The sequence below is a fragment of the Billgrantia antri genome (assembly GCF_019430905.1).
Lineage (GTDB): Bacteria > Pseudomonadota > Gammaproteobacteria > Pseudomonadales > Halomonadaceae > Halomonas > Halomonas antri.
In genome coordinates, this window is sequence record NZ_JAHYCA010000003.1 from 624101 (window position 1) to 641779 (window position 17679).

Below are 17679 nucleotides of genomic sequence, written 5' to 3' on the forward strand. Positions count from 1 at the left end.
GCCGGGTTTCATGTGAGCTCAACGCAGACTATTTCGCCATCTTCTCGAGCATGGCGTTGACCGCCGTTAGATGCTCCGGCTCGTTGTGACACATGCCCTGGAACACGGCACAGACATCGAGGAAGTCCTTGAGCTCGGTGCGCTGGGCCATCTTCATCAGCCGCTTGGTCAACCGCGTGGCCTTGGGTGGCTGCTCGGCGATGCGCGCCGTCATTTCGCCTACCCGCTCCATCAGCGCCTCCGGTTCGGTAACCTCGAGCACGATGCCATACTCCTTGGCCTCCTCGGCGTCGATCACCCGCCCGGAGAGAGTCAGCTCGAAGGCCCGCTGGTAGCCGATCAGGCGCTGCATGAACCAGGCACCGCCATCGCCGGGGATGATGCCCAGGTTGAGGAAGGTCTCGCCGAACTTGGCCTTGCGCGAGGCGATGCGGATATCCGCCATGTTGGCCAGATCGAAGCCGGCGCCGATGGCCGGGCCGTTGACCGCGGCGATCACCGGTACCTCCACCGCCTGCAGCGCCAGCGGGATGCGCTGGATACCGCGCCGATAGCGCCCCGCCACTTCGGCCACGTCGCCGGCGAAATCACCACCGCGGTTGGCCATGTCCTTGACGTTGCCACCGGCGGAGAACGCCGAACCCGCCCCGGTGAGGACCAGCACCGAGACCTCGTCACAGCGATTGACCCACTCCGCCACGGCGACGATGTCGTCGGCCAGGGCCGTTCCGGTCAGGGCGTTGCGCACGTCGTGGCGGTCCAGGGTCAGGGTTGCGACGCGCTCTTCCAGGGTCAGCAGCGCATCCTGCAGGACGGGCTGGGGTACGCTCTCGCTCATGCCGCGCTCTCCTCGTCATGACTGGCGATGGGTTCGCGCTCCACGATAACCCGGGCATCCACCACGGCATAGCCGTCGGCGTTGAGAATCACCGGGTTGAGATCCAACTCGCTGAGCTCGGGATAGGCGTCGGCGATGCGCGATACCGTGAGCAACAGCTCCACCAGCGCCTCCATGTCGATTCCCGGCTCGCCGCGGGCACCTTCGAGCACCTTGCGCGCCTTGATCTGCTCCACCATGCTGCGCGCATCGTGGCGCGACAGAGGTATCGAGCGAAAGGCCACGTCCTCCAGTATCTCGACGAAGATCCCGCCCAGGCCGAACATCAACACCGGGCCGAAGATCGGATCGCGAATCACGCCGACGATCACCTCGACGCCCTTCTTCGCCATCGGCGCGACCAGCACGCCCTCGATCTCGGCCTGATCATCGTAGGCGCGGCAGGAGGCGAGGATCTCGTCGCGCGCGCGACGCAGCGCGGCCTCGCCCATCAGGTTGAGCTTGACCCCGCCGGCATCCGACTTGTGCAGGATGTCCTTGGACACCACCTTCATCGCCAGCGGCGCTTCACCGAACGCGGCCACCGCCTCGGCCAGCTCCGCGTCGCTGCGCACGACCCTCTCCTGCGGCACCTCGATGCCGTGCTCGCGCAGCAGCTGCTTGGCCTCGTACTCGAACAGGTCGCGTCCCTCCGCCCGGGCGCGGGCGAACGTCTCGCCGAGCTCCGGTTTCGGCTCGAGTGCCGGCTCACGCGGATACTGTTCACAGAGCTGGAGGTAATCGCCGCGCTCGCCCAGCGCCCGCAGCACGCGTACCGATTGCTCGATGGAGGAGTAGATCGGGATGCCGGCTTCATGCAGCCGGCGCAGGGCAGGCGGCTTGATCGGCGTGTAGAGGCTGTAGATGACCAGCGGCTTGTCGGTGGCCTTGGAAAGGTCGACCATCGCCTCGGCGCCGCGCATCTCGTCGCCCAGCAGCGATTCGGCGAAGCGAATGCTGTAGCCACCGAACATGCCGACGAGAAAGATGCTGTCGACGTTGTCGTCGGCGGCGACGATCTCCATGCAGGTGGCCAGCAGCGAGGGGTTGGCGTCGGTGGAGCCCGCCACGTCCACCGGGTTGACCGTCGAGGCCTGGGGGAAGAGCACCTCGCGCAGCTTCTGGCGGGTCTCCTCGGAGAGCTCGGCCAGCGTGAGGCCCGCCTCGGCCAGGCGGTCGGAGGCAATGGTGGCCTGGCCACCGCCGTCGGAGATCACCGCCACCCGCTTGCCGCGCGCCTTCTGCAGCAAGCCGAGCCCCTCGGCCACCGGCAGGATCTCGTCGGAGCGATGTACCACGCTGACGCCGGCCTGGCGCAGCAGGTCCACGGTCATGGCATAGCTGCCGGCCAGCGCGCCGGTATGCGAGCTGGCCGCCTTCTGGCCGGCCTCGGTGGAGCCCGACTTGTATACCACTACCGGCTTCATGGCGGTGACGTCGCGTGCCACCTCGAGGAACTTGCGCCCGTCGCGAAAGCCCTCCACGTAGAGGGTGGCCACACGGGTGTGTTCGTCCTCGCCCAGATAGCGCAGGTAGTCGTTGAAACCGATGTCGCTCTGGTTGCCGGGACCGACATAGGTGGAGAAACCGACCTGGCCGTTGTACTGGGCCTCGAGCGCCAGTGACAGCAGCATGTTGCCCGACTGGGAGATGATCCCCACGTCGCCCGACTTGACGTTGTCCAGTGCCAGCAGGTTGAGGCGATGGTGCAGGTTGAACACCCCAGAGGTATTGGGTCCGATGACGCGCACGCCGTGCGCTTCGGCCTGGGCCATCATCTCGCGCTCGAGCTCGGCGCCTTCAGCGCCTGTCTCGGCGAAGCCGCTGGCCAGTATCACCGCGCCCTTGATGCCGTGGCGGCCACACTCGGCAATCAGCCCCGGCACGCTGGCAGCCGGCGTGCAGATCAGCGCCAGCTCAGGAGTGCCGGGAATCGCGGCGATCGAGGGCCAGGCCTCGATCCCCAGGATCAGATCGGCCTTGGGGTTGACCGGGTAGATAGCGCCACGGAAGCCGTCCTTGATCAGGCCCACCATTGCCTTGTAACCGCGCTTGGTGGGATCGCTCGAAGCACCGACCACGGCGATGCCGGACGGCGCCAGTATCTCGTGCAGCGGGCTGCGTGTCGGAAGATGTCCTTCGATCGGGTTCATGTCTCGTATCCTTGAGTCTGTCAGTGTCCCTGGAACCGGGGGGTGCGCTTCTCGGCGAAGGCGTCGACCCCCTCCTGCCAGTCGGCCGTGGTGGAGCAGGTGAAGACCGCATCCAGCTCCTGCTGCAGCTGGCTCTCTAGTCCGGTGTCACTGCCCTGGTTGACCAGCCGCTTGAGCATGGCGATCGATACCGGCGCCTGCCGGGAAAGGCTTTCGGCCAGCTCATGGGCTTGCTGCATCAGCCGCTCAGCGGCATGGCAGGAGGTGGCCAGGCCGATGCGCGCCGCCTCGTGCCCGTCGATGCGCCGCCCGGTGTAGAGCAGCTGGCGCGCCATATTCAATCCCACCAGCTGCGGCAACAGCTTGGAGACGCCGCCGCCGACGCAGGTCCCGATACTGGTCTCGGGGAAGCCGATCTGCGCCTCTTCGGCCATCACGATGAAGTCGCAGGCCACCGCCATTTCCGCCCCGGCCCCCAGGGCATAGCCGTTGACGGCGGCAATGACCGGTTTGGGGTGGCGCAGGATCGCCTCGCAAACGTCGTTGCCTAGCTGCAAGTACCGGCGACGCTGGTACAAGGTGCGCTTTGCCCCGCCGTGCTCCTTCATGTCGGCACCGACGCAGAACGCCCGCCCCTCGCCGGTGAGGATCACGCAGCGTACCTCCGGGTCGGCCTTGGCCTCGGCCAGAGCAGCGAGCAGCTCCCCATAGAAGGCTTCCACTACCGCATTGAGGCGGTGCGGCCGGTTGAAGCGGATTTCCATGACCGCCTCCTGGCGATCGATGATTAGGGTTTCGGGGCTGGCTGGGCTCATGACGGGTTCGGACACTCTCGACGTATCGTTGACTGGGATTTCCATAACGTTCGGCACGCTCGACACCGAATGGAAACAAACGTGTCGTTATCAAAACACAAGCGGTACGCTTGTTTTGTCGGCATCCTAGCCAAGGCACAGCATGTCGTCAATACGGATGTACCATTGGACAAAAAATCTAGAAACATTCGTTTCGTTCATTCACCATTGCCATGCGTTACAATGCGCCTCGCCCCGGCCGTCCTCTCCCGTTGCTGGGCCATGATCCAACCAGGAGAACCGCCGTGCTGGAACATGATCCGCAGACTGCCGAGCTGGAAAGTGGCCAGGATTCCCCGCCAGCGGGGCTCGATGCCGTGAACCAGCAACTGGCTGCCGCCTACCCCGAGCTCAGCCCACAATTGAAGCTTGCCGCCGGCTACGTGCTGGAGCATCCGGTCGAGATTGCGTTCCAGTCGATACGCAAGTCGGCTGCCGCGGCGCGCGTAACCGCCTCGACCCTGGTGCGCCTGGCCAAGCGCCTGGGCTTCGACAGCTACGAGCAGTTTCGCGACGTGTTCCAGTCCGCCGTGCAGGCCGGTCCGGTGGAGCTCTCTGGGCGCGCAAGCGACCTGCGTACCCTGGCCAGCCAGACCGATGATCAGGTCTTTCTCGATGTGGGCGACGCCGCCTTCGACAATATCGGCCGCCTGTTCACTGCCGACAACCAGATCCGGGTGCGCGAAGCCGCCAGGCTGCTGCTCGAGGCCGAGAAGATCGCCGTGGTGGGCTTTCGCGATACCTTCGCCTGCGCCTACCACTTCGCCTACGTGGGACGCATCGCCATGCCCAACGTCCAGTTGATTCGCGGCCAGGAAGGCGGGCTGCTGACGGAGCTGGCCCCCTATGGCGAGCATGACGTGGTGGTCGCCTTCGGCTTCGAGCCCTACTGCGCCGAGACCATGCGCGCCCTGGAAATCGCCCGCGCGGGCGGGGCCAAGGCCATCGTCATCACCGATACCCTGCGCTCCCCGCTGGTCCCGGGCGCCACCATGACCTTCACCGTTGCCAACGCCACGCCACACTTCTTCCCTTCGATTCTCTCTGCCATCACGCTGATCGAAGTGCTGCTGGCCGAGTGCGTGGCCTTCGGCCCCGACGAGCTGGTCGACAACGTGGCACGCTTCGAGTCGCGCATGCGCGCCATGGGCGCCTACGTCAGCAACGAGTAGCCTGGCCCGAAACGACGGCGCCCGCCTCAGGGAGGCGGGCGCCGTGTTTGGCTGAAACGCTGTCGCTTACGGCAACAGGAGGGTCGAGCCGGTGGTACGACGCCCGGCCAGGGCATCCTGGGCCTTGCCGGCATCGGCCAGGGCGAAGCGCTGGCCGATATCGACCTTGACCTTGCCGCTGCCTAGCATCTCGAACAGGTCGTTGCACATCATCTCCAGCCGCTCGCGGGTATCGGCATAGCCGTTGAGGCTGGGGCGGGTCACGAACAGTGAGCCCTTCTGGTTGAGTATGCCGAGGTTGACACCCTCGACCGGCCCCGACGCGTTGCCGAAACTGACCATCAGCGAACGCGGCTTGAGGCAGTCCAGCGACGTGATCCAGGTATCCTTGCCCACCGAGTCGTAGACCACGTCGCACATTTCGCCGTTAGTCAGCTCGCGCACCCGCTCGACCACGTCCTCGCAGGTGTAGTCGATGGTTTCCCAGGCACCGTTGGCCTTGGCCAGCTTCGCCTTCTCCTCTGAACTGACGGTGCCGATCAGCTTCACGCCCAGGGCACGGGCCCATTGACAGGCGATGGAGCCCACCCCTCCGGCCGCGGCATGCCACAGGATCGTCTCGCCGCCCTCGAGCGGGGCGGTCTGACGCAGCAGGTACTGCACTGTGAGGCCCTTGAGCATGCTGGCGGCGGCAGTTTCCGAGGTTATCGCGTCGGGTAGCGCTACCACTTTCTCGCCCGGCAGCACGTGGTACTCGGCGTAAGCGCCCAGCGGCCCCTGGGCATAGGCGACTCGGTCGCCCTCCTTCAGATGGCTCACGCCCTCACCCACGGCGTCAACCACCCCGGCCCCTTCGGTGCCGAGCCCGGAGGGCAGCCCGGAAACGGGATAGAGCCCGGTGCGGAAGTAGATGTCGATGAAGTTGAGACCGATGGCCTCGTTGCGGACGCGGACCTCGCCAGGTGCAGGATCGCCCGGCGTCACGTCGACGAGTTCGAGTACCTCGGAGCCGCCGGTACGAGAAAACTGGATACGCTTGGCCATGTCATGTTCCTTGTCCGCTAATGATAGGTGCGTTCATACCAAAGCTGTCCACGCAGACGGTAAAGCACAGGCTTCCGCCAGTGTCTTCAGCCGGGGAAGGCCGACAGCCGGTCGACGAAGTGACGCTTTTCCTGCTCGAAGAAACGCGGATCGTGCTTGAAACGCCGCAACACCGCCTCGTCATCGAAGCTCAGCGCCGGTTCCAGCTCGCCCACGCCCTGCGCCGGGTGATGGGGAGAGAGACCGACGCGTCGGCCACCCGGAGCCGCAAACCAGCGGTTGATACCACAGCGGCGAAAGAACGCTTCTTCGTCCTGATCCATCGCATCGACCCGCAGCGGGGCTTTCTGGGCCAGCTCGCGGATCAACCGGCGAAGGCTCTCGCGGTCGCCGCCAGGCGAGGCGTGCAGCCACAGCGCCATGCCCGAACCCGACGCATCGAGCGTCAGCAGAGCCAGCGCGCCGGGCCTGCCCTGATCGTCCACCAGCGCCCATAGACGCGCGGCCTCATGAGCGAAGAGCAATTGCCGCGTGCCGGTGAACGTGACCAACGGCGACAGCCCCGCTTCCCTACCATAGATATCGGCGCACAGACGGGCGAGCCAGGCATCGCGCTGCTCGTCACGCTCGGGGGTCATCACCTTCATGCCTTGCCTCGTTGCATCGTCAAAGGCTGCAAGCCTAGCATAGTCGCGGTCGATTCCACGCGTGTCACGCGCTGGGTGTCGCCAACCTGTCATCGCCACCGTTTAGCCTGCCAGGGCCCTCCACCGGAGCTCCACATGCCACAGCCTCCCGCTCTTGCATTGCCCAGACTGATCGCCCATCGCGGGCTCTCCGCCCACGCGCCGGAGAATACGCTTTCGGCAGTGAGGGCCGCCCATGACGCCGGCTTTCACTGGGTGGAGCTCGACGTCCAGCTGCTCGGCGACGGCACGCCGGTGATCTGGCACGACGCCACGCTCAAGCGCTGCTCCGACGGTCACGGCAGGCTGGCCACGCTGGATCTCGCCGCGGTGCGCAAGCTCGATGTCGGCGCCTGGTTCAGTGACGACTTCCGTGGCGAACGCATGGCCACCCTGAGCGACATGCTGGCGCTGCTGGTGGAACTGGACATGGGCGTCAACATGGAGCTCAAGGTAACCCGGAGGCGCAGCGGTACCGAACTGGCCGAGATAGTGGTGCCTCGCCTGCTCAAGGCGTTGCCGCCGGAACGGCTGATTCTCTCCTCCTTCGACCAGCCCGCCCTGCAGCATGCTCGTTCCCTCGCCGACGCCTCCTTGCTGCCCATCGGCGTCCTTACCGAAAGCGTACCCGAGAAATGGCGCTCACGCTGCGAGGCACTAGAGGCCTATAGCATTCACACGGACTGGACCCGGCTCACTGCCCGCCGCGCTCGTGAGATCAAAGCGGCTGGCTACCGGCTGCTGTGCTATACGCCCAACGACCCGGCCGCCTTCGCCAACCGCTGGGAGTGGGGAGTCGACAGTGCGATCAGCGACGACCCGCCCCTGTTCACGGGCTTCGCGCCTCCAGCGCCCCCCTTAGAGCTCGGATAAGGACAGCGGTGCCTCATGTGGTCTAGCTTGAGTAGGCAGCCAGAGAAACGACAGGAGAGCGTGCAATGGAACTGCTCGACAGAATCACGGATTACTTGATCGACAACGAACTCAAGCTTGCCACCGCCGAGTCATGTACCGCCGGGCTAATCGTCTCGGAGCTGGCCCGGGTGCCAGGCGCGGTCAGAGCATCGACTGCGGCCTCGGCGTCTACTCGCCCCAATCGAAGCATCGTTACCTCGGGGTCAGCTTCGACACCATTGAACGCTACGGGCTGACCAGCGAGGCCGTAGCCAGCGAAATGGCTGCCGGGGCGCTGAACAACAACGATGCCGACGTGGCCCTGGCCAATACCGGCATCGCCGGCCCCAACCCCGGCGACGATGATACCCCTATCGGCACGGTCTGCTTCGCCTGGGCCTTCTGCCACAACGGCGGCCACCACCATTATTGCGAAACGCGTCGCTTCGACGGCGAACGCAACGAAGTGCGCCTGGCCGCCGCCCACTATGCCCTGGAGCGCTTGCCCCATTACCATCGACTGTGCCTAGAGAGCACGGCGAAGAGCGAAGAGCAGACACGCTCACGCCGGGCCGTGCAACGCGCTATCGGCGTGCAACTACAGGCCAGCCCGGAGGTCGACCCCCGGCAAGAGCTGGAACGTCGCCGCGATTTTCTCTGCGACGCCATGCATGAGAGCCGTCAGACGACACTGGTACTGGGCATCAGCGGCGGTGTCGACTCCACCGTGGCGGGTCGCCTGGCACAGCTCGCCGTGGAAAAGCGCCGTGAACAGGGCGAGCAGGCCGCCTTCGTTGCCATGCGCCTGCCCTACGGCGTGCAGCAGGATGCCGACGATGCGGACAGGGCGCTGGCCTTCATCCAGCCCGATGAAGTGCTCGACGTGAACATCCAGGGCGCCAGCGACGCCCTGCTGGAGGCGCTGGAGAGCGGAGGGCTGACGTTCACGGATGCCCACCAGCGCGACTTCGTGCTGGGCAATATCAAGGCGCGCCAGCGCATGGTCGCCCAGTACGCCGTGGCCGGCACCCGCAGCGGCCTGGTCATCGGCACCGACCAGGCCGCCGAGGCACTGATGGGCTTCTTTACCAAGTACGGTGATGGCGCCTGCGATGTCGCCCCCTTGACCGGTCTGAGCAAGCGCCAGGTGCGCCTGCTCGGCCAGCAGCTCGGCGCCCCCGCAGCGCTGGTGGACAAGGCCCCCACTGCCGACCTCGAGTCGCTGGCGCCGCAGAAGCTCGACGAGGTGGCCCTCGGCGTCACGTACGAGGAGATCGACGCCTTCCTGGAAGCCCGAGAGGTCTCCGCAAGCGCCTTCGACACCATCGTCACCACCTACCGGCGCACCGAGCACAAACGCCGGTTGCCCATCACCCCGGACTGAACCCCTGCGCCTGTCACCAAGCGGGCCGACACCAGGGTGTGGGCCCGCACGGCAGCCAAGCTGCTCCGACGATACTCTCAGAGCTCCAGCAGGTGCTCGATGGCCGCCATGTCCAGATGCGCTTCCAGGCAGTCGGCCAGCCGGTCGAGTTCCTGCTGGCGATGCAGCTGGTAATCCACCGCGGCACCCTGCGCACCGAGCCCGCAGCGGGCCAGCAGTGCCGCGCACGCCTCGGGCCGGTCGAACAGACCGTGCAGGTAGGTCCCCATGATCTGGCCGTCGGCGCTGGCGGCACCGTCGGGCCTTCCCTCCAACTCACACAGAGGCCGCTCCAGGTCAGGGCCTTCACTCACGCCGTTGTGAATCTCGTAGCCGCTGATCGCTACGCCCTCGGCTAGCAAGCGCCCATTCACGTTGCGCAGCTGCTTGCCCGCTACCATGCGTGTCTCGAACTCGAGCAGGCCGAGTCCATCACTGGAGCCTGCCGGGCCCTCCAGGCCATCCGGGTCGTGGACCTCCCGGCCCAGCATCTGGAAGCCGCCGCAGATGCCGAGCACACGGCCGCCGTAGCGTAGATGGCGCTGTATCGCTTCCTCCCAGCCCTGAGCGCGCAGCCAGGCGAGATCGGCTCTGGTGCTCTTGCTGCCCGGCAAGATGATCAGATCCGCCGGCGGGATCGCTCGGCCGGGCCCGACGAAGGTCAGGTCGACCCGCGGATGCAGGCGCAACGGGTCGAAGTCGTTGTGGTTGCTGATGCGCGGCAGCGCCGGGATCACAACCTTGAGCGTGGCCCCCGGCCCTACCCGACCGCTGCGACCGATGCTGTCCTCGGCGTCGAGCAGCAGCCCCTGAAGATAAGGCAGCGTGCCGAACACCGGCTTGCCGGTGTACTCGCTGAGCCAGTCAAGGCCCGGCTCGAGCAGGGCGATGTCGCCGCGAAAGCGGTTGACGATGAAGCCATGGGTACGTGAGCGCTCGCTCTCGCTGAGCAGCTCCAGGGTGCCGACCAGTTGGGCGAAGACGCCGCCGCTGTCGATGTCGCCGACCAGCACCACCGGGCAGTCGACCATCTCGGCGAAGCCCATGTTGGCAATGTCGTTGGCCCGCAGATTGATCTCCGCCGGGCTGCCCGCCCCCTCGGCGACGATCACATCGAAGCGCGCCGACAGCGCCTGCCACGCCGCCAGCACGCTCTCCCGCGCGATGCGCTTGTAGGCGTGATAGTCCAGCGCATCCATGTGACCGTGTACCTGTCCGCGCAGGATCACCTGGGCGCCGCGGTCGCTCTCCGGCTTGAGCAGCACCGGGTTCATGTCGCTATGCGGCTCGACACCGGCCGCCAGCGCCTGCAGCGCAGTGGAGCGGCCGATCTCGCCGCCGTCCACCGTCACCGCGCTGTTGAGCGCCATGTTCTGCGGCTTGAACGGCGCCACCGATACCCCGTGCCGCGCCAGCACCCGGCACAGCCCGGCCACCACCGTACTCTTGCCGGCGTCCGAAGTGGTGCCCTGGATCATCAGGGTAGGCATGGCCTGGCCACCTCTCGCAGCGCCTCGTGAAGGGCCTCGTCCGCCAGCGCCTGCCCCCAACCATTGCCATGCACCAGCTCGGTGAGGGGCAGGCGCTGACGCCACCCGGAGCGGGCCAGCTCGGGCTGTTCCAGAAACTCGCTGACGTAGCCCAGGCACAGGTACGCCAACGGGAAGACCTGTTCTGGCAGGTCGAGGATCGACGCCAACTCTTGCTGATCGAGGATGCTGACCCAGCCCACGCCGATGCCCTCGGCGCGGGCCGCCAGCCACAGGTTTTGCACTGCCAGGCAGGTACTGAACAGGTCCGTGTCGACGATGCTGGTGCGTCCCAGCACCGGGCCGTCGCCACGGCTGCGGTCGCAGGTGATGCAGAGGTTGAGCGGGCTCTCCAGGATGCCTTCGAGCTTGAGGCGGCGGTAAGCCTGCTGCCGCTCAGCGGAAAACTGCTGCGCTCCCCGCTCGTTCTCCCGCAGGAACAGCCGATGCACCCGCTCGCGCACCTCCAGGCTGTCGATCACCAGGAAGTCCCAGGGCTGCATGAAGCCCACCGACGGCGCATGATGTGCGGAGTCCAGCAGCCGGGCCAGCACCTCGGGCGGCACCGGGTCCGGCAGGAACTGGGCACGTACGTCGCGGCGCTCGTGGATGGCCCGGTAGAGCCCCTCCCGATGTGACGGGGGAAAGGCGTGATCGGCTCGCCCGCTTCGTTCTGCCATGCAGCTCTCCAAAAAGTCATGAGGGATCGAGTCGGCAGGATGACTGCCAGGGAAAAGCTGATGATGCGTGAGCTCGGCAGGATGAGCGCCGGGGACAAGCCTAAGCGAGGGTCTTTTGCCATGGGTGAGGAGCACTGCTCCGAACGGGCTGGCCATGGATGGCCAGCACCGGTCCTGCTAGCGAAGCAGGATGCGAGAGCGAAGCAGGGCAAAAGTAGCGCCCAGGGATGGGTTCACAGCGCCCTCGCGATGGCTTGTCGCCGGAGAAGCTCATCATCCGCTCCGGCCGAGTCATCAGCTAGAGTTCAATGCCCTTCTGCGCCTTGACCCCCTGCTCCTTGAACGCGTGCTTGACCACGCGCATCTCGGTGACGGTGTCGGCCAGCTCGATCAGCGCCTCCGGGGCGTGCCGGCCGGTTACGACCACGTGCTGCATGGGCGGGCGGACCTGCAGGTCGTCAAGTACGCGATCAAGCTCCAGGTAGCCGTGGCGCAGCGCGATGTTTAGCTCGTCGAGCAGTACCAGATCGACCGCAGGATCCACTAGCATGCCGCGTGCCACCTCCCAGGCGGCCTCGGCGGCTTGGACGTCCTTGTCACGATCCTGGGTATCCCAGGTGTAGCCCTCGCCCATCATGTGGTAGTCGACGTTCGGCTGCTGGCGAAAGAAGGCTTCCTCGCCGGTCTGAAACTTGCCCTTGATGAACTGCACCACGCCCACTTTCATGCCATGGCCCAAGGCACGTGCCAGCATGCCGAAGCCGGAGCTGCTCTTGCCCTTGCCGGGGCCGGTGAGCACCAGCAGCACACCCTGCTCCTTGTCGGCGCGGGCGATGCGCTCGTTCATGATCTTCTGCTTGTGGGCCATGCGTTCGGCATGGCGCTGGGGGTCGACCTTTTTCATTGCACTCTCCATCCTTACATCCGCCGTAATAGATAGACATCCATGATCCAGCCGTGCCGTTCGCGCAGGGTGGCACGCCGTTCGAGGATCGTCGCGGCCACGTCCACCAGCGGGCCGTCGATCAGGCACTGCTTGTCCATGCCGAGATAGGCCCCCCACCAGATGGAGAGGCCTTCCGGAGAAAGCGCCTGGAAGGCACCGCCGCTGTCGAGCATCACTGCCACGCTCTCGGCATCGCAGGGCCAGCCGCGCTCCCGCAGCCTCCGCCCCGTGGTGATCAGCACCGGTTCGGCCAGCGCATTCAGGGGGATGCGGTGCGCGGCGGTGAGCGCCTGCAAGCTGGTGATCCCGGGCTCCACGCGGATTTCGACCGCTTGCCCCTTGTCACCTAGACGCTGGGCAATCCGCAGGCTGCTGTCGTAGAGCGAGGGGTCGCCCCAGATCAGCATGCCGACCCGCCCGCCCCGGGGCAGGCGCGTCGCCATCAGTTCCGCCCACACCCCGGCAATGGCGCCGTGCCACTCGTCCACCGCGCCCAGGTAGTCGGCACGGGCCTCGCGGCGCGGCAGATCGAACTCCACGACCCGGGTGCGGGATGACGCTTCCAGCAGATCGCGACACAGCAGCCGGCGCAGATCCACCAGGTCCGACTTGGCCTCCCCCTTGCGCGGCAGCAGGATCAGGTCCGCCTGGTTGAGCGCCCGCACCGCGGCCAGGGTGACATGCTCCGGGTTACCGGTGCCGATGCCGATCAGCGTGAGATGGATCATGGCTCGCCCCTCTTATCCACACTCTTGTCGACCCTCTCATCGCTGGGTGCGGTGCCGGCAAAGGGCGACGATGCCGACTGCGGCCGAAAGCGACGGTCATAGCCGACTGAATAGAGACAGCTCTCGGCAAAATCCTCGCTCTCCAGCACCGGCCCCACCAGGATCAGTGCCGTGCGCTGCAGGGCGTCATCGACCAGGGCTTCCACCGTCGCCAGGCGCCCCCGCACCACCCGCTCGTCGGGCCAGCTGGCCCGCCAGACGATGGCTACCGGGCACTCGGCACCGTAGTAGGGCAGCAGCTCGGCGACGACCTGGGACAGGTTATGAATGGAGAGGTGGATCGCCAGGGTGGTGCCGCTGCCGGCGAAATTGGCCAGGGTCTCGCCGTCCGGCATGGCGCTGGCCCGTCCCGGGGTGCGGGTCAGTACCAGCGACTGCGCCACGCCCGGCAGGGTCAGCTCTTGGCCCAGGCTGGCGGCGGCCGCAGCGAAGGCCGGCACCCCCGGGGTTATGGTGTAGGGAATCGCTAGCTCGCGCAGCCGGCGCAGCTGCTCGCCCAGGGCCGACCATATCGACAGGTCACCGGAGTGCAGCCGGGCCACATCCAGGCCCGCGGCATGGGCGGCGCGCATCTCGGCGACGATCTCGTCGAGGGAGAGCGGCGCTGTATTGACGATACGGGCGCCCTCCGGGCAGTGGGCCAGGATCTGCTCGGGCACCAGCGAGCCCGCGTAGAGGCATACGGGGCAGGCCGCGATGAGATCGCGCCCGCGCAGCGTCAGCAGATCCGGCGCACCTGGGCCGGCACCGATGAAGTGTATGGTCATGAGAAAACTCCTCTTGACAGCGCTGCGGTGGCCATGCGATCCGCCGAGACCAGCCGGGGCTCGAGCAGGCTTGCCCCCGGCCCCGCCGCCAGCAGGGCGACTGCCTCGGCAACGCTACCCGTGCCCCGGGCCTTCAGGCTATGGCATGAGTACGTGAGAGTAACGACCGATGGCAGCGCCTCGTCGTCCACGGCGATCACCTCAATCCCCCGCACGCCGCCCAGCGCCTGCGCCAGCGCCTGCTTGGATGCTGCCGCCGCCAGGCGGTCGACGGGGCCATAACGGGCCTCCAGCTGCGCCAACAGATCGGCAAGCGAGGCCAGCGGTGCCGCACGGCGAAAGCCGAAGCCGACCACGCGCATGGCGTCCGGCGGCGCTCTCATCGGGTCACCCGCCACTGCACGATGGGGTAGCTAGCCTTCCAGCCGCGACGGTTGCCGAGGGGCGCGGCGCTGGCCAGCTCGATGCGCAGCAGCTCGCCGCCGGCCCGCCGCTGCCACTCGCTCAGCAGGGCCTCGGACTCCAGGGTTACCGCATTGGCCACCAGCCGCACCCCGGGCGGCAGGCGTTGCCACAGCGCCTCCAGCAAGGCTTCTGATAGTCCGCCCCCGATAAAGACCGCATCCGGCGGCGGCAGGTCTCCCTGTGCCTGATTCTCCAGAACGTCGAGGGCATCGCCTTCCACCACCTCGAGCCAGTCGACACCGAGGTTGTCGGCATTGCGCCGCGCCCGCACTGCACGCTCAGCGTGGCACTCGAAGGCCACCGCCTTGTTCTCTGGATGAACCAGCAGCCACTCGATGGCGATCGAGCCCGACCCCGCACCGATATCCCACAGCCGCTCCCCCGCCCTCGGGGCCAGGGCGGACAGGGTCATGGCGCGCACGGCCTGCTTGGTGAGCTGGCCATCGTGCTCGAACAGCGCGTCCGGCAGGCCGGGCGTGAGCGGCAATGCCGGGCCCTCTCCAGCGACTTCCAGTCCCACCGCCACCGGGTGGGCGATATCGCTAGGCAGGCCGGCGCCGGCCCGCACGGAGCGAATGCACTCGTCTTCTCCCCCCAGCGCTTCCAGCAGGTGCAGCCGCGACGCGCCGAATCCGAGTTGTGCCAACAGGTCGGCCAATTCATGGACGGCGTCCCCGTCCCGCAGCAGTACCAATACGTGTCGGTTCTGCTGCAGGTAGGGCCGGATGCGCGTCAGCGGCTTGGCGTGCAGACCGAGACAGGTACACGCCTCCAGCGACCAGCCCAGGCGCGATGCCGCCAGACTGAAAGTGGAAGGCGTTGGCAGCGCCCGCCACTCCGCGGCGGGCAGATGGCGCGCCAGCGTGGCTCCAGCACCGAACCAGAAGGGATCGCCGGAGACCAGCATGACCACCCGCCGGCCCCGCTCGGCCAGCAGTCGAGGAATGCCCTCGACGAAGGGCACCGGCCACTCCCGCACCTCGGCGGCCAGCGGCGGCAACAGGCGCAGATGGCGCCGCGCGCCGAACACCAGCTCGGCGGCCTCGAGTGCCTGACGGCTTGCCGCGGTCAGCCCTTCTGTGCCACCTTCCCCCCAGCCAAGCAGGGTCAGCCAGGGAGCGTCGTCAAGGTCCGTCATATGAAAATCCTGATTCTAGGGGGAACCACTGAAGCCAGCGCCCTGGCGGCTGCCTTGGCTGAACTCTCGATTCCGGCCCTGTTCAGCTACGCCGGCCGGGTCCAGCAGCCCAAGCCACAGCCGCTGCCCACCCGGATCGGCGGGTTCGGCGGCGTGGCGGGCCTGGCCGCCTTCCTGACGGAGCAGCGCATCACCCATCTGGTCGATGCCACCCACCCCTTCGCCGAGCAGATGAGCCGCAACGCCGTAACCGCGGCAAGCCACAGCGGCATCCCGCTGATTGCCCTGACCCGCTCGCCCTGGGTGCCCCAGGCCGGGGACCGCTGGGAACCGGTCGCCAGCGTCGAAGCGGCGGTGAGCGCCCTGGCCGGTCCGCCCCAGCGCATCCTGCTGGCCATCGGCCGCCAGCAGCTCGCCGCCTTCGCGGCCCAGCCCCAGCACCACTATCTGCTGCGCCTGGTCGAAGCCCCCGAGGCACCGCCGCCCCTGCCCCGCCACCACCTCGTCCTCGACCGCGGCCCCTTCACGCTGGATGGCGACCTGGCACTGCTGCGTGAGCACGGCATCCAGCGCGTCGTGTGCAAGAACGCCGGCGGAGCAGGCGCCATCGCCAAGCTCGACGCCGCCCGCCGGCTGGACCTGACGGTGGTGATGATCGAGCGGCCGGTGTCGCCGCCCCGCCACGAGGTGCACTCGGTCGATGCGGTGTTGGCCTGGCTGCATCACGGCTCGGCTCCTGAGTCAGACTCCGAGTCGGCCCTTGAGTCAGACCCCAGGGCCGAGCGCGGGGTGTAGACCCACGGAACGCCTTCACGCCGGATCAGCCGCGTCTGGCTGGAGCCCACCATCACCAGGGTGCGCATATCGGCCATCTCCGCCGTGGCCTCGCCCAGCGTGGTGACCGTCAGTTGCTCTTCCGACGTGGAGACGGCCCGGGCGAACATGATCGGGCGCTCCGCCCCGCAGGCTTCGCGCAGCACCTCGAGGGTGCGGACGAAGCCTTCCGGCCGGGCGCGGGAGCGTGGGTTGTAGAAGGCCATGGCGAAATCGGCCTCGGCGGCCAGCCGCAGGCGCCGTTCGATCAACGCCCAGGGCTTGAGGTTGTCGGAGAGGTTGACGCAGCAGAAGTCGTGGCCCAGTGGCGCCCCCAGACGTGCACTGGCGGCCAGCATGGCGGAGATGCCCGGCAGCACCTGGATGTCCAGCTCGCGCCATTGTGCCTCGCCGGCCTCGAGCGCCTCGAACAGCGCCGCGGCCATGGCGAAGACCCCGGGGTCCCCCGAGGAGACCACCACCACCCGCCGCCCTTCGGCGGCCAGCCGCAGCGCCTGCTCTGCGCGGCGGATCTCCTCGCGGTTGTCCGAGCCATGGCGCGTGAGCCCTGGCCTCGGCGCCACCCGTTCGACGTAGGGCACGTAGCCCACCACGTCAGTGGCCTCGCTCAGGACGGCGGCGACTTCCGGGGTGATCAGCGCAGCATCGCCCGGACCGAGTCCGACCACTTTCAGCCACCCTTCCTTCACCCACTCAGGATCTCTCATGGCCGCCTCCCGTTGCCATGGATCACCACGATGGAGAAGTAGGGCACGCTGTCGCCGACCTCGCGGAACGGTCGTATCCGCTGCTGCGGCATGGCGGCGTACTCGATCAGCCAGGCTTCCCGCTCCCGGCCGGCCTCGGTCAGCGCGCGCTGGAGCTTGGCCAGGTTGCGACCGATCTTCATCACCACCAGGGCATCGGTCCGCGCGATGTGCTCGACCAGCGTCGCTTCGGGCAGGGTACCCATCAGCACGGTCATGATGTCGTCGCCCCAGGTCACCGGCTGCCCGGTGGCGGTCCAGGCGGCGGACATGCCGGTGATGCCGGGCACCACTGCCACCGGCACCCGCCCCTGCAGGCGGGTATAGAGGTGCATGAAGGAGCCGTAGAAGAACGGATCGCCCTCACACAGCACCACCGCATCACACCCGGCTTCGGCGATCTCGCGGAGCTGAGCGACGCTGTTCTCGTAGAAGGCCGCCAGCAGTTCGTTGTAGAGCGGGTCGTCGAACGGGATCTCGGTGGTGACCGGATACTCCAGCGCGATCTCGATCGCGTCGGGCGCCAGCAGGCCCTCGACGATGCTGCGAGCATGGCCGCGACGTCCCTTCTTGCGGAAGTAGACGACGTGGCTGGCCCCGCGAATCAGCCGGTCGGCGCGCACGCTCATCAGGTCCTGGCTGCCGGGGCCGAGGCCGACGCCATGGATGGTGCCCGGTGTGAT

Annotated in this window: 18 protein-coding genes and 1 pseudogene; 5 read left to right on the top strand and 14 right to left on the bottom strand. The window is 67.2% G+C overall.

The genetic code is table 11. From position 1 onward, the window contains the following. Positions 1-28: 28 nt before the first annotated feature. Genes KPL81_RS10905 through KPL81_RS10915 form a run of 3 tightly spaced genes read right to left on the bottom strand, consistent with a single transcriptional unit; the run spans position 29 to position 3845 of the window. Positions 29-838 (bottom strand): enoyl-CoA hydratase-related protein, encoded by an 810-nt coding sequence (locus tag KPL81_RS10905; RefSeq protein WP_219792016.1) that lies wholly within the window; start codon positions 836-838, stop codon positions 29-31. Continuing rightward, on the bottom strand, positions 835-3030 hold the full coding sequence (locus KPL81_RS10910; RefSeq protein WP_219792018.1) for an acetate--CoA ligase family protein: 2196 nt from the start codon (positions 3028-3030) through the stop codon (positions 835-837). Before KPL81_RS10910 ends, KPL81_RS10905 begins: the two co-directional genes overlap by 4 nt. Before the next feature lie 20 nt (positions 3031-3050). Next, the gene (locus KPL81_RS10915; protein WP_219792020.1) at positions 3051-3845 is read right to left on the bottom strand and encodes an enoyl-CoA hydratase/isomerase family protein; all 795 of its coding nucleotides are present in this window, start codon (positions 3843-3845) and stop codon (positions 3051-3053) included. A gap of 284 nt (positions 3846-4129) precedes the next feature. Between KPL81_RS10915 and KPL81_RS10920 the strand changes: the two genes are divergently transcribed. After that, complete coding sequence (locus tag KPL81_RS10920) at positions 4130-5056, top strand: MurR/RpiR family transcriptional regulator (RefSeq protein ID WP_338035606.1); 927 nt, start codon at positions 4130-4132, stop codon at positions 5054-5056. 66 nt (positions 5057-5122) lie between these two features. Here the strand turns inward: KPL81_RS10920 and KPL81_RS10925 are convergent, their stop codons facing one another. Further along, the gene (locus KPL81_RS10925; protein WP_219792024.1) at positions 5123-6100 is read right to left on the bottom strand and encodes an NADPH:quinone reductase; all 978 of its coding nucleotides are present in this window, start codon (positions 6098-6100) and stop codon (positions 5123-5125) included. 86 nt (positions 6101-6186) lie between these two features. Continuing rightward, positions 6187-6747, bottom strand: coding sequence for a hypothetical protein (locus tag KPL81_RS10930; RefSeq protein ID WP_219792026.1), 561 nt, complete (start codon positions 6745-6747; stop codon positions 6187-6189). A 135-nt stretch (positions 6748-6882) separates the two neighbouring features. Here KPL81_RS10930 and KPL81_RS10935 point away from each other — a divergent pair, with 135 nt between their 5' ends. The 3 genes and pseudogenes from KPL81_RS10935 (at position 6883) to nadE (ending at position 9064) form a co-directional block, all read left to right on the top strand. Further along, positions 6883-7659, top strand: a complete 777-nt coding sequence (locus tag KPL81_RS10935) for a glycerophosphoryl diester phosphodiesterase (RefSeq protein ID WP_219792028.1) — start codon at positions 6883-6885, stop codon at positions 7657-7659. A gap of 65 nt (positions 7660-7724) precedes the next feature. Then, positions 7725-7790, top strand: a pseudogene (locus tag KPL81_RS20840) (hypothetical protein); the annotation flags it as partial. A gap of 2 nt (positions 7791-7792) precedes the next feature. After that, complete coding sequence (nadE, locus tag KPL81_RS10945; protein WP_338035607.1) at positions 7793-9064, top strand: ammonia-dependent NAD(+) synthetase; 1272 nt, start codon at positions 7793-7795, stop codon at positions 9062-9064. A gap of 77 nt (positions 9065-9141) precedes the next feature. Here the strand turns inward: nadE and KPL81_RS10950 are convergent, their stop codons facing one another. From KPL81_RS10950 to cbiE, 7 genes are all read right to left on the bottom strand, one after another. After that, on the bottom strand, positions 9142-10593 hold the full coding sequence (locus KPL81_RS10950; RefSeq protein WP_219792030.1) for a cobyric acid synthase: 1452 nt from the start codon (positions 10591-10593) through the stop codon (positions 9142-9144). Then, a complete protein-coding gene (gene bluB, locus KPL81_RS10955; protein WP_219792032.1) occupies positions 10581-11312 on the bottom strand; it encodes a 5,6-dimethylbenzimidazole synthase in 732 nt (243 codons plus the stop codon). Before bluB ends, KPL81_RS10950 begins: the two co-directional genes overlap by 13 nt. 298 nt (positions 11313-11610) lie before the next feature. Continuing rightward, on the bottom strand, positions 11611-12216 hold the full coding sequence (cobO, locus tag KPL81_RS10960) for a cob(I)yrinic acid a,c-diamide adenosyltransferase (RefSeq protein ID WP_219792034.1): 606 nt from the start codon (positions 12214-12216) through the stop codon (positions 11611-11613). Positions 12217-12230: 14 nt separating this feature from the next. Then, a complete protein-coding gene (cobF, locus tag KPL81_RS10965; protein ID WP_219792036.1) occupies positions 12231-12986 on the bottom strand; it encodes a precorrin-6A synthase (deacetylating) in 756 nt (251 codons plus the stop codon). Continuing rightward, positions 12983-13813 carry a precorrin-4 C(11)-methyltransferase gene (cobM, locus tag KPL81_RS10970; RefSeq protein WP_219792038.1) on the bottom strand — a complete coding sequence of 277 codons (831 nt, stop codon included), beginning with the start codon at positions 13811-13813 and terminating at the stop codon, positions 12983-12985. Before cobM ends, cobF begins: the two co-directional genes overlap by 4 nt. Then, positions 13810-14196, bottom strand: coding sequence for a cobalamin biosynthesis protein (locus tag KPL81_RS10975; protein ID WP_240549170.1), 387 nt, complete (start codon positions 14194-14196; stop codon positions 13810-13812). The genes cobM and KPL81_RS10975 overlap by 4 nt, the downstream gene beginning before the upstream one ends. After that, positions 14193-15416, bottom strand: a complete 1224-nt coding sequence (gene cbiE, locus KPL81_RS10980; RefSeq protein WP_219792040.1) for a precorrin-6y C5,15-methyltransferase (decarboxylating) subunit CbiE — start codon at positions 15414-15416, stop codon at positions 14193-14195. The genes KPL81_RS10975 and cbiE overlap by 4 nt, the downstream gene beginning before the upstream one ends. Here cbiE and KPL81_RS10985 point away from each other — a divergent pair, their 5' ends adjacent. Then, positions 15417-16211 (top strand): cobalt-precorrin-6A reductase, encoded by a 795-nt coding sequence (locus tag KPL81_RS10985; protein WP_219792042.1) that lies wholly within the window; start codon positions 15417-15419, stop codon positions 16209-16211. Here KPL81_RS10985 and cobJ read toward each other — a convergent pair. Together cobJ and cobI are read right to left on the bottom strand one after the other, a co-directional pair. After that, on the bottom strand, positions 16139-16957 hold the full coding sequence (gene cobJ / locus KPL81_RS10990; RefSeq protein WP_219792044.1) for a precorrin-3B C(17)-methyltransferase: 819 nt from the start codon (positions 16955-16957) through the stop codon (positions 16139-16141). The two genes, KPL81_RS10985 and cobJ, sit on opposite strands and share 73 nt — an antisense overlap. Beyond that, a complete protein-coding gene (cobI, locus tag KPL81_RS10995) occupies positions 16954-17679 on the bottom strand; it encodes a precorrin-2 C(20)-methyltransferase (RefSeq protein ID WP_219792216.1) in 726 nt (241 codons plus the stop codon). The genes cobJ and cobI overlap by 4 nt, the downstream gene beginning before the upstream one ends.

What these genes read in the sequence shown, in the direction of transcription:
- cobO (WP_219792034.1), bottom strand. Translation starts at nt 12,216, where the DNA reads ATGAAAAAGGTCGACCCCCAGCGCCATGCCGAACGCATGGCCCACAAG.
- nadE (WP_338035607.1), top strand. Translation starts at nt 7,793, where the DNA reads ATGTACCGCCGGGCTAATCGTCTCGGAGCTGGCCCGGGTGCCAGGCGC.
- cobM (WP_219792038.1), bottom strand. Translation starts at nt 13,813, where the DNA reads ATGACCATACACTTCATCGGTGCCGGCCCAGGTGCGCCGGATCTGCTG.
- KPL81_RS10935 (WP_219792028.1), top strand. Translation starts at nt 6,883, where the DNA reads ATGCCACAGCCTCCCGCTCTTGCATTGCCCAGACTGATCGCCCATCGC.
- cbiE (WP_219792040.1), bottom strand. Translation starts at nt 15,416, where the DNA reads ATGACGGACCTTGACGACGCTCCCTGGCTGACCCTGCTTGGCTGGGGG.
- KPL81_RS10915 (WP_219792020.1), bottom strand. Translation starts at nt 3,845, where the DNA reads ATGAGCCCAGCCAGCCCCGAAACCCTAATCATCGATCGCCAGGAGGCG.
- cobJ (WP_219792044.1), bottom strand. Translation starts at nt 16,957, where the DNA reads ATGAGAGATCCTGAGTGGGTGAAGGAAGGGTGGCTGAAAGTGGTCGGA.
- KPL81_RS10975 (WP_240549170.1), bottom strand. Translation starts at nt 14,196, where the DNA reads ATGAGAGCGCCGCCGGACGCCATGCGCGTGGTCGGCTTCGGCTTTCGC.
- KPL81_RS10910 (WP_219792018.1), bottom strand. Translation starts at nt 3,030, where the DNA reads ATGAACCCGATCGAAGGACATCTTCCGACACGCAGCCCGCTGCACGAG.
- KPL81_RS10950 (WP_219792030.1), bottom strand. Translation starts at nt 10,593, where the DNA reads ATGCCTACCCTGATGATCCAGGGCACCACTTCGGACGCCGGCAAGAGT.
- bluB (WP_219792032.1), bottom strand. Translation starts at nt 11,312, where the DNA reads ATGGCAGAACGAAGCGGGCGAGCCGATCACGCCTTTCCCCCGTCACAT.
- KPL81_RS10905 (WP_219792016.1), bottom strand. Translation starts at nt 838, where the DNA reads ATGAGCGAGAGCGTACCCCAGCCCGTCCTGCAGGATGCGCTGCTGACC.
- KPL81_RS10925 (WP_219792024.1), bottom strand. Translation starts at nt 6,100, where the DNA reads ATGGCCAAGCGTATCCAGTTTTCTCGTACCGGCGGCTCCGAGGTACTC.
- KPL81_RS10930 (WP_219792026.1), bottom strand. Translation starts at nt 6,747, where the DNA reads ATGAAGGTGATGACCCCCGAGCGTGACGAGCAGCGCGATGCCTGGCTC.
- cobF (WP_219792036.1), bottom strand. Translation starts at nt 12,986, where the DNA reads ATGATCCATCTCACGCTGATCGGCATCGGCACCGGTAACCCGGAGCAT.
- KPL81_RS10985 (WP_219792042.1), top strand. Translation starts at nt 15,417, where the DNA reads ATGAAAATCCTGATTCTAGGGGGAACCACTGAAGCCAGCGCCCTGGCG.